The sequence below is a fragment of the Anaerostipes sp. CAG:276 genome (assembly GCF_000432215.1).
Lineage (GTDB): Bacteria > Bacillota > Clostridia > Lachnospirales > Lachnospiraceae > Anaerostipes > Anaerostipes caccae.
This window is the reverse complement of sequence record NZ_FR889199.1, coordinates 110078-120238: the sequence shown is the minus strand read 5'-3', so window position 1 is coordinate 120238 and position 10161 is coordinate 110078. Positions and strand designations below refer to the sequence as shown.

8 protein-coding genes are annotated in these 10161 nt (G+C 46.3%); 6 read left to right on the top strand and 2 right to left on the bottom strand.

The window, feature by feature from the left end:
• Positions 1 to 143 precede the first annotated feature (143 nt).
• From QVP35_RS12330 to QVP35_RS12315, 4 genes are all read left to right on the top strand, one after another.
• Entirely contained in the window at positions 144 to 629 is a 486-nt protein-coding gene (locus QVP35_RS12330; protein WP_006567504.1) for a GNAT family N-acetyltransferase, read from the top strand.
• A gap of 49 nt (positions 630 to 678) precedes the next feature.
• Positions 679 to 1833 (top strand): NAD(P)-dependent malic enzyme, encoded by a 1155-nt coding sequence (locus QVP35_RS12325; RefSeq protein WP_009289291.1) that lies wholly within the window; start codon positions 679 to 681, stop codon positions 1831 to 1833.
• Positions 1834 to 1899: 66 nt separating this feature from the next.
• Positions 1900 to 2325, top strand: a complete 426-nt coding sequence (locus QVP35_RS12320) for a MarR family winged helix-turn-helix transcriptional regulator (protein ID WP_006567502.1) — start codon at positions 1900 to 1902, stop codon at positions 2323 to 2325.
• A 118-nt stretch (positions 2326 to 2443) separates the two neighbouring features.
• Positions 2444 to 3808: an MATE family efflux transporter gene (locus QVP35_RS12315; RefSeq protein ID WP_006567501.1), complete on the top strand. Its 1365-nt coding sequence runs from the start codon at positions 2444 to 2446 to the stop codon at positions 3806 to 3808.
• Positions 3809 to 3864: 56 nt separating this feature from the next.
• Here the strand turns inward: QVP35_RS12315 and QVP35_RS12310 are convergent, their stop codons facing one another.
• Both QVP35_RS12310 and QVP35_RS12305 read right to left on the bottom strand, forming a co-directional pair.
• Complete coding sequence (locus QVP35_RS12310) at positions 3865 to 5757, bottom strand: X-X-X-Leu-X-X-Gly heptad (protein ID WP_009289290.1); 1893 nt, start codon at positions 5755 to 5757, stop codon at positions 3865 to 3867.
• A complete protein-coding gene (locus QVP35_RS12305; RefSeq protein ID WP_009289289.1) occupies positions 5754 to 7844 on the bottom strand; it encodes an efflux RND transporter permease subunit in 2091 nt (696 codons plus the stop codon). The genes QVP35_RS12310 and QVP35_RS12305 overlap by 4 nt, the downstream gene beginning before the upstream one ends.
• A 183-nt stretch (positions 7845 to 8027) precedes the next feature.
• Between QVP35_RS12305 and QVP35_RS12300 the strand changes: the two genes are divergently transcribed.
• Positions 8028 to 8627 carry a TetR/AcrR family transcriptional regulator gene (locus QVP35_RS12300; protein WP_006567498.1) on the top strand — a complete coding sequence of 200 codons (600 nt, stop codon included), beginning with the start codon at positions 8028 to 8030 and terminating at the stop codon, positions 8625 to 8627.
• 113 nt (positions 8628 to 8740) lie between these two features.
• Positions 8741 to 10156, top strand: a complete 1416-nt coding sequence (gene malQ / locus QVP35_RS12295) for a 4-alpha-glucanotransferase (protein WP_006567497.1) — start codon at positions 8741 to 8743, stop codon at positions 10154 to 10156.
• Positions 10157 to 10161: the final 5 nt, after the last annotated feature.

The following is a 10161-nucleotide window of genomic DNA, read 5'->3' as shown; positions in this document are numbered from 1 at the left end:
ACGTGGGTTCGATTCCCATCACCCGCTTAGCAAGCCGTTTTAGAGATATCTCTAAGATGGCTTTTTTCTTTCTTCCGCGGCAGCTTTGACCGGCTTGCAAAAGCTGCGGGATCAAAAGAGTGAGAAAAAGGAGTGGATTGTACATGGAACTTACGGTGAGACAGTTTAAAAAAGAAGATTTAGAAGAGATGACAGCGATATGGAATCAGGTAGTGGAGGAGGCCAATGCGTTTCCGCAGGAAGATACTTTTTCTTTAAAGGAAGCAGAAGAATTTTTTGCAGGCCAGTCTTATACTGGGGTGGCTGAATCGGATGGAAAGATTCTTGGACTTTATATACTGCATCCGAATAATGTAGGCAGGTGCGGACATTTATCTAATGCCTCCTATGCGGTCAGCAAAGATGCAAGAGGACGGCATATTGGAGAACAGCTGGTTTTGGACTGTATGGAAAGGGCGAGAGAGCTGGGATATAAAATTCTGCAGTTTAATGCGGTGGTAGCGTCTAATCAGGGTGCGCTGAGACTTTATGACCGGCTTGGATTTCAGCGGCTCGGGACAGTGCCCGGGGGCTACCGCTTGGCAGACGGCAGATATGAAGACATTATTTTATTTTATATCACACTGTAATATAATAAAAGAAAACCGTAGATGAAAGAGATTCATAAAGGAGAAGGTCATGGATTACAATGAATTGGCGCTGAAGATGCACGAAGAAAACAGAGGAAAAGTGGCAGTAAGGTCAAAGGTGACGGTTGAGACGAGAGAAGATCTGAGTACAGCTTATACACCCGGAGTGGCAGAACCGTGCCGAAAGATCAGGGACTGCAAAGAGGATGTGTACCGCTACACTGCAAAAGGAAATCTGGTAGCTGTGGTTTCCGACGGGACAGCAGTGCTTGGCCTTGGTGATATCGGACCGGAGGCGGCCATGCCGGTCATGGAAGGAAAAGCGATTTTATTTAAAGAGTTTGCCGATATCGATGCGTTTCCGATCTGTCTGGACACGAAAGATGCGGAAGAGATCATAAAGACAGTAAAAAATCTGGCGCCTACATTCGGAGGGATCAATCTGGAAGATATCTCTGCGCCGAGATGTTTTGAAATAGAACGCAGGCTGAAAGAAGAGCTGGATATACCGGTGTTTCATGACGATCAGCACGGGACAGCCATTGTCGTGGCAGCAGGGCTGATCAATGCGCTGAAATTTACGGGAAAGAAGCTGGAAGATGCAAAGATAGTGATCAACGGAGCGGGTTCTGCCGGTATTTCTATCTGTAAGCTTCTGCTTCAGTTCGGGGTAAAAGACGCGGTGCTCGTTGACCAGAAAGGCGCCCTGTGTCCGGGGGAAGCGTGGATGAACGATGCGCAGAAAGAAATGGCTGAAAAAACAAATAAAGACAGACAGACAGGAGATCTCTCTGAGATTATGAAGGGAAAAGACGTGTTTATCGGCGTTTCTGCACCGAATATTGTCACATCAGAGATGGTCGCGTCTATGGCAAAGGACCCGGTAGTATTTGCCATGGCAAATCCAGTGCCTGAGATTATGCCGGATGAGGCGAAAAAAGGCGGGGCGAAGGTGGTAGCTACCGGCCGTTCGGATTTTCCGAATCAGATCAATAACGTGCTGGTGTTCCCTGGAATTTTCCGCGGGGCTTTGGATGCCAGAGCTTCTCAGATTACAGAAGAGATGAAGATGGCGGCGGCCCGGGCAATCGCGGGAATCATAGCTGAGGAAGAATTAAACGAGGATTATATTATCCCCGGAGTGTTCGATAAGCGGGTTTGCAGTGCGGTTGCAGATGCGGTAAAGGCAGAGAGCCGGAAATAAATTAATGGTTGAAATTTTTGGTCCAGTCTTGTAGAATATGTAGTGCACTACATATGGAGGCGGATTATGAACCAGGAACGGGAAATCGGAGCCAGATTTAAACATATCCACGATAAGTTTACTCAGCATATGAATCAGAAACTGCGCTGCCTGAATGTGACTTATTCCCAGATGGAACTGCTTTTATATCTGGCAGAACATCAGAATCGGAAGATAACCCAGAAAGATATCGGAGAATTCATGAGAGTGAAACATTCCACGGTCATCGGTATTTTAAGGCGTCTGGAGACGAAAGGATTTTTATACTGTGTTGTGGATGAAGAGAATAAGAGATGCCGCAATGTGATTCTCACACAGAAAGGGCTGGATTTAAAAAGTGAAATGGAAGTCCACCTGAGAGAAGAAGAAATGCGCATCAGAAAAGCATTGTCGGAAGAAGAGTCGCAAAGACTCTGTGAATTGCTCGGAAAAGTACTCGAAAGCCTGGAATAAGATAGAAAACAGCAGATGAAAGTGCCCTGCGGCGCTTTCATTTTTATTACAGACGTGAAATTTTATTAGAGTCCATTATGTAGCTGGCTGCATTTACGATAAAAGGAGGAAGAAACGAATGGATAATAAGGTATTTGAATCATATCCGGTGCCTAAAGCGGTGGCCACGCTGGCCCTGCCCACAGTGCTGAGTATGCTTGTAACTATTTTTTATAATATGGCCGACACTTTTTTTGTCGGACAGACCGGAGACCCAAACCAGGTTGCGGCAGTGTCTCTGACGACGCCGGTATTTATGCTGCTCATGGCGGTAGGAAATATTTTTGGCATCGGCGGATGTTCCTATATCTCCAGGATGCTTGGAGAGGGAGAGACAGAAAAGGTAAAGAAGATCAGCAGTTTTTGCTTTTATGGCAGTATCATAGCAGGCGTCATCATGATGATCGTCTTTCTGGGAGGAATGCCGGTTATTCTGAAACTGATCGGATGCAGTCCCAACACAGAAGAATACGCGCGGAGCTATCTGACCTATATCGGTCTGGGATCTGTCTTTGTCGTAATCTCCATGGCCTTTAACAATGTAGTCAGAGGAGAGGGAGCCGCCAAGATTTCCATGATCGGAATGATGATCGGGACCATCGTCAATATCGTGCTGGACCCGGTGATGATTCTGGGCATGAACATGGGAGTCGCGGGTGCGGCCATCGCAACTATCATCGGAAATATTTGTACGGTTGTGTTTTATCTGTTTTTCTTTGCAAAGATGAAGACAGGACTTTCAATTTCACCGAAGCACTTTACGGCAAAAGAAAGAATCCTTTCGGGGGTATTTGCCATTGGGATACCCGCGTCGATCAATAATATTCTGATGAGCACAGCAAACATTATTCTGAATAATTTTCTCGCATCTTACGGTGACATTCCGGTGGCGGCCATGGGTGTAGCTATGAAGGCAAATATGCTAGTCATTCTCGTGCAGATCGGACTGGGCTCAGGTGTCGCTCCTCTGATCGGATACTGTTACGGGTCAGGAAATCTGGAGAAGATGAAGAAGACGATGAAGTTTTCCATGGCATGCAATGTGATCATGGGAACAGTGCTGTCACTGCTTTATCTGCTGTTTACAGAGCCGATCATCCAGGCATTTATCAACGACGGATCGGTGGTAGCCCACGGTGTGAGAATGCTGAGAGTCTTAATGATCTCCGGCCCGGTTATCGGCATCATGTTCGTCTTTATGTTTGGGTTCCAGGCGATGGGAAAAGCAATTCCGTCCCTGATCCTGTCACTGAGCCGGCAGGGGCTTGTATTCTTCCCGGTTCTGCTGATCACAAATTATTTATTTGGACTTGAGGGAATCGTATTTGCCCAGCCTGTGGCGGATTTGGCGTCGCTGGGTGTTTCCTTCCTGCTGTTTATAAAGATAGCAAAGGAATTGAAGGAAAGAGAGAAAGAACTGGAATTACAAAAGGCGGAAGCATAAAAAGAGCCATGGAATCGGTATTTAAAACCATTCCATGGCTCTTTTTGAGGCAATTATTACTCGATTTCTTCTGTCTCGATCATGAATTTGACACTGCCTTTTGTTCCTTTTGCTTTTTTTGTAAAGGTCTGATACTTATCGCCCTGTTTTACCGTGTCATTGATCCGGTCCAGAGTGTTTTGGACATCATGGTCCATGATGTTTACCAGACGTTTTATGCCGTCCTGGTTAAACTGAATCAGGCCCGTATTGAGGGTGTCAGCCCCTGTGTACAGTGCATCTGTACCGGAGGAAAGTTTGCTGCCGCCGGATGCCAGCGTGCCGGTCGCGGAACTCAATTTTTTGCCCCCGGATGCTGCGGTGTGGATTCCCTGTCCCAGCTGGTTGGTTCCGGATACCAGACTGCTCTGCCCGGATGACAGATCTCCGGCGCCTTTATTCAGTTTCACTGCCGCCGAACGGAGACTGGATGCAGCAGTGGTCAGTTCTCTGGTGTCCAGGCTGCTTAATTTTTTAAAGGATGCCTGAGTGGACGGATCGCTCAGTTTCTGGATCAATGCCTTTGCGGGAGCTAAGGAAGAGGATAAAGCCTTGCTCTGCTGGTCGATAGTGTCATTTTCGTCTTTCATCTTGCCCTGAATGGCCTGCATGGTTCCGATTGCAGTTTTAATATCACCAATGTCAGAGGCATCCGTAACCGTTCCTCTGCCGAGCATAGCGGTAAGGCTGTCGATTTGTCCCTGAAGTGCCTGGCTGTACTGAATATTGGCGCTTTTGATGGTCTCAAAAGAGGAAGTAATGGAGTCCAGACCGGAAGCAAGCTCCTGAAGTTTTTTCTGGCTCGGAAGGCTGCCGGTCAGAGATTTCATACTTTCCAGACCGGAGGCAAGCTCCTTCATCATAGATGGAAGAGACTTTGTTTTCTTCTCCAGTTCGCTGGTCCCTGCCTTTAGATCCTTGGTGCCTTTGCTGAGTTTTTTGGCTCCGGAAATAAGATCATCCTTTTTATCGTCCAGAGTATTTAAGCCTTTGGACAGTTCTTTGGTCTTTTTGTTGAGGACTGCGGTGCCGTTTTTCAGAGTTTTGGAAGCATCCCTTAACTCCTTAACGCCTGAGAGCAGTTCCCCGGAACCATTTACCAGTTTCTCTGATGCATTGGAGAGAGTAGTCAGAGAATCATTCAGTTCATCGATCGAATCCGCTTTATCCAGGCCGAACTCTGAGAGAGTGTCGGCAGATGCCACGGTTGCAGTTACTGTCATCTGGAAATCCTTCACATCCGCAGTAAATTCAAAGGAATCCGGAATATTAAATTTTTGGCCGATGGCACTGTCTTTCAGCTTCAGGCTGTCTGACAGTCCGGGGAAGGCCACACCCATGAGAATGTGTTTGCTGCCGTCGGAAATATCCTTGGCGTTTTCCATTTTCACGTTTGAGAAATGTTCTGTGGGCAGTACCACAGCGGTGATCATGGTAAACGGCGTATAGATCCCGTTGTGTACATCATGGTTTGTAAACTCATAGCGTACCCGGACTTTTCCGCTCTTTCCCACCAAATCCTTCGGGCTGATTTCTTTGCCGTCCAGATAATAAGTCACCTGCATGGAGACCGGAAGTTCTTTGTCGGTTTTTCCCTGATAATAGATGTCATTGCCGTTGGCATCCCAGGTGATGCTGTGTTTGCCGCCTTTCTGAAAAGTCTCGTCACCTTTCACATTTTCGATGTCATTTAAATCAGTAGCATCTTTGATTTCAGCCGATTTCTTTTTGTTTTTCAGCCAGTCGCTGACAATGACTGTCTGTGTATTGCCTTCAGCGTCTGCTTTTACATAGACAGTTTCCTCTTTTTCTTGGGAATCGGCTGCATATACCGGAGCTGCGGCCATTGAAGCGCACAAAATCATTGAAGCCGCCATGGCCAAAGTCCTGCTTAATTTCTTTTTTCTCATGTTTCGTCCTCCTTTATTTCCTGAATATGGCCCATGCCAAAGGTTGTTTTGCAAATTAATTTATCAAATATCATAAACATCGCCGGAAGGATGCATACAACGCTGACCGTACTGATGACGGCTCCTCTGGCGAGCAGAGTGCAGATCGAACTGATCATATCAATCTTGGAGTAAAGCGCTACTCCGAACGTTGCGGCAAAAAAGCTGAGCCCGCTTGTAATAATAGAAAGCATGGATGTCTCGTGGGCGATGCGGATGGATTTCCGTTTTGTATTTCCGCGGATACGTTCTTTCTGATAGCGGCTGGTCATCAGGATCGCATAATCTACGGTTGCGCCCAGCTGAATGGTGCCTATGACAATGCTTGCCACGAAGGGCAGTTCCTCCCCTGTATAATATGGGATAGCCATATTGACGCAGATGGCAAACTCAATGACGGCTACCAAAATAACCGGAAGGGATGCCGATTTAAATACGATCATGATAATAATAAAAATGGCTGCGATCGAAGCAATGTTGACATTGCGGAGATCCACATTGGTTACGTCTGCAAGATCCTTTGTAAGGGGGGCTTCCCCGATTACCATGGATTCTTTGCTGTAACTTTTTACGATGGTATTGATCTTCGCGATCTGCCGGTTGACCTGATCGGTTGCGGTTTTGTAGTCGGAACAGATGAACTCCATCTCATAATGGGGACTGATGAGGTTTTCGCTGATCGTGCCCGGAATCATATCGGTCGGAACGGCGGAACCTACTACGGAATCCATGCCGAGAACCCATTTGACACCGTCTACCTGTTCGATCTTTTTCTGCATCTGAGACTTTTCCTTTGCGGACATGCCGGATTTCAGCATGACCATATGGATATTGCTCATATGAAAATCGTCGCTCAGCTTCTTATTTGCAACATTGCTCGGAAGAGACTGGGGCAGTGATTTATCAATGTTATAGTAGATCTGTGTGTTGTTGTTTCCGTAAACGGCAGGAAACAAAAGGATCAGAAAGATCAAAATCGCTGCCTTGTAATGCTTCGTGATAAAGTGGGAAGCGTTGGACAGATCCGGGATGATGGATTTGTGTGTCGTCTTGTCGATCCATTTGTCAAAGATCAGGATCAGGGACGGCAGAAGCGTTACGCAGCAGATCACACCGATGACCACGCCTTTGGCCATGACCACACCGATGTTCATGCCGAGGGCAAAGGTCATAAAACAAAGGGCTGCGAAACCTGCAATCGTCGTAACGGAACTTCCGGCAACGGACTTAAAGGTATTGGAAATTGCATGAGCCATGGCTCTTTGTTTGTCGTTGTCAAACCGTACCTTGTTATCTTCATAGCTGTGGAGCAGGAAGATGGAATAATCCATCGTCACACCCAGCTGAAGAATCGCCGTCAGTGCCTTTGTTATGTAAGAGATTTCTCCGAGAAAGATATTGCTTCCCAGGTTATACAGGATCGCGATGCCGATGCTTGCCAGAAACAGGACCGGCGTCAGCAGGGATTCCATTGTGAGGCACAATACGAGCAGAGACATCACTGCAGCGATGACCACATAGATTGGCATTTCTTCCAGTGCCAGGTTTTTAATATCCGTAACGATGCCGGACATGCCGCTGATAAAACACTGTTTGCCGACGACGTGGCGCATCTGACTGACTGCCTCCATCGTTTCGTCGGATGATGTGGTGTTGTCAAACAGGGCAATCATCATTGTCGCATTCTTGTTAAAGAAAACATTCCGGATCTTTTTCGGCAGCATTTCCTTTGGAAACGTGGTATCTGCCAGGTCGTCGTACCAGAGAACCTTTTTTACATGGTCTACTTTTTCAATTTTGTGTTTGATCTTCTGGACGTCTTTTACCTTGGCGTCTTCTACGACGACCATGGAGAAAGCCCCGGTTCCAAATTCATCTACCATAATGTCCTGACCCTTGACTGTCTCCAGTGAATTGGGGAGATAGCTCAGGATGTCATAGTTGATCCTGGTTTTGGAAATGCCGATCAGTGATGGGATCAACAGCAGAACGGAAAGCAGAACGATTAATTTCCGATGCTTTGCAATCCATTTTCCAAATTTAATCATAATCAGTCCTCCTAAATGAATGACCAAAAGTCATTTTTCTTATTAATGGTATACTATAGAAATGACTAAAAGTCAATAATTATCCGAAAGATTCTTTGGTTTTTTGAAAAATATTGACTTATGGTCATTTTTAAGTATAATGATGTTATAACATAGGCAAAAGCAAAAGGGGGATACAGGCCAATGAGTAAAGTAGAAGAAAATAAAAAGAGAAAGAAAACAGCGCTGCTTGACACGGCATATCACCTCTTTACACAAAATGGCTATCAGAAGACATCAATCTCGGATATTGTAAGCCAGGCAGGGGTTGCCAAGGGGACATTTTATCTTTATTTTAAGGATAAGACCGATATCCGTTATAAGCTGATCGCACACCGGGCCGGACTGATTTTTAAAAAGGCTTACAGGGATCTGGAACGAGCTGATATCCGGCTGTTTGAAGACAAAATCGTGTTTTTGGCAGACAATATTATTGATCAGCTGTACCGGAATCCCACACTCCTGAAACTGATCTCCAAACATCTGGGGTGGGGCATCTTTAAAAATGCGATCAATGAACCGATGGACGGAGACTATGAAAATATATATGAAGCTTATATGAATCTGATGAAGGAATCCGGAAGGGAATTTGAGGAGCCGGAGACAATGATCTACCTGATCGTGGAATTGATTTCCGGAAGCTGTTACAATGCAATTCTGTTCGGACAGCCCGTCACATTGGAGCAGTTAAAGCCGTTTTTGTATAAAACGATCCGCAGTATTATAAAAAATCATCAAAAATAGTACGATGTACGTTATTTTAAGCAAACAACCACAGGAAATCATGTTATAATGAGGGATACGAAAACTGTTAATCAGATGATGAGACCCTCATCAGTAGTTATAAGGAGTATTGAATGAAATCTTGTGGTATTTTGCTGCCTATCTTCAGCCTGCCGTCTTCATACGGCATCGGGTGCTTTTCTAAAGAAGCCTACCAGTTTGTAGACTTTCTGAAATCAACAGGCCAGTCTTACTGGCAGATCCTGCCTTTGGGTACGATCGGGGAGGGGAACTCTCCATATTTATCCTATTCAAGCTTTGCGGGAAGCGTCTTATATATTGACTTAGAGCAGCTCCAGGCAGAAGGCCTTCTGACTCCTGAGGAATGTGACGGCTGGGAGTTTGCGGACGGCGAGGACAAAGTAGACTATGACAGAGTCTTTATGTCCAGGGAGATCCTGCTCTGGATCGCATACAGCCGCTTCCGCGGAGGAAAAGACTACGAAGATTTCAAACATGTCCACAAAGAGTGGCTGGATGACTTCTGCAGATATATGGATTTAAAACAGCCGGGAAAAGGGAGAGAGTATTTTTGCTTTGTCCAGTACAAGTTTTTGAGCCAGTGGCTGAAGCTGAAACAGTATGCCAATGCAAACGGCATCAGTATCATTGGAGACCTGCCATTCTATGTGGCAAAGGAAGGCGCCGATTTTCTGGCACATCCGGAAATGTTTCAGCTTGACGAACAGGGAGAGCCGAGAGTTCAGGGAGGATGCCCTCCGGATGCTTTTGCGGAGAACGGCCAGCTCTGGTCAAATCCTGTCTATGACTGGGAGTATCACAGGAGTACAGGATATGACTGGTGGATGAAGCGGTTAAGCCACAACTTCCTCTTATATGACGTGCTGAGGCTGGATCACTTCCGGGGCTTTGATGAATACTTTGTCATTCCGGCAGATGCCGAGACAGCAGCAGGAGGCAGATGGGAAAAAGGGCCGGGGCTGGAATTTTTCACGGCATTAAAAGAGAGAGTCGGGGATGTGAAGATCATCGCGGAGGATCTCGGTTTTCTCACAGATTCCGTGAGAGAGCTGCAAAAGGAGATCGGTTATCCGGGAATGAAAATACTGGAATTTGCCTTTGGGGCATGGGATGACAGTGCGTATCTGCCGCACAAATATGAAGAAAACTGTGTGGTTTACACGGGAACCCATGATAATGATACGGTCCTCGGATGGTATGGTGACATGCCGGAGGCAGATAAAAATTTCCTGCATCACTATTTAGACCACAGCACGATTGTGCGCACCGGAGAGGTGAACCTGGATCTGATTTCTCTGGCCCTTGAGAGCAGAGGAAATACAGTGATCATTCCGCTTCAGGATTATCTGGGGCTCGGAAGCCGGGCCAGGATCAATACGCCTTCCACGGTGGGGGACAACTGGGAGTGGAGAGTCACAAAAGAGCAGCTGAACAGTGAACTGAGGAAAACGATCCTCACACTGCATGACCGCTACCGGTCAGAAGAAACTATCGGAGGAAACTCATAAGGAGC

Coding starts and splice junctions, on each gene's coding strand:
- QVP35_RS12330 (WP_006567504.1), top strand. CDS start 144: ATGGAACTTACGGTGAGACAGTTTAAAAAAGAAGATTTAGAAGAGATG.
- QVP35_RS12325 (WP_009289291.1), top strand. CDS start 679: ATGGATTACAATGAATTGGCGCTGAAGATGCACGAAGAAAACAGAGGA.
- QVP35_RS12320 (WP_006567502.1), top strand. CDS start 1,900: ATGAACCAGGAACGGGAAATCGGAGCCAGATTTAAACATATCCACGAT.
- QVP35_RS12315 (WP_006567501.1), top strand. CDS start 2,444: ATGGATAATAAGGTATTTGAATCATATCCGGTGCCTAAAGCGGTGGCC.
- QVP35_RS12310 (WP_009289290.1), bottom strand. CDS start 5,757: ATGAGAAAAAAGAAATTAAGCAGGACTTTGGCCATGGCGGCTTCAATG.
- QVP35_RS12305 (WP_009289289.1), bottom strand. CDS start 7,844: ATGATTAAATTTGGAAAATGGATTGCAAAGCATCGGAAATTAATCGTT.
- QVP35_RS12300 (WP_006567498.1), top strand. CDS start 8,028: ATGAGTAAAGTAGAAGAAAATAAAAAGAGAAAGAAAACAGCGCTGCTT.
- malQ (WP_006567497.1), top strand. CDS start 8,741: ATGAAATCTTGTGGTATTTTGCTGCCTATCTTCAGCCTGCCGTCTTCA.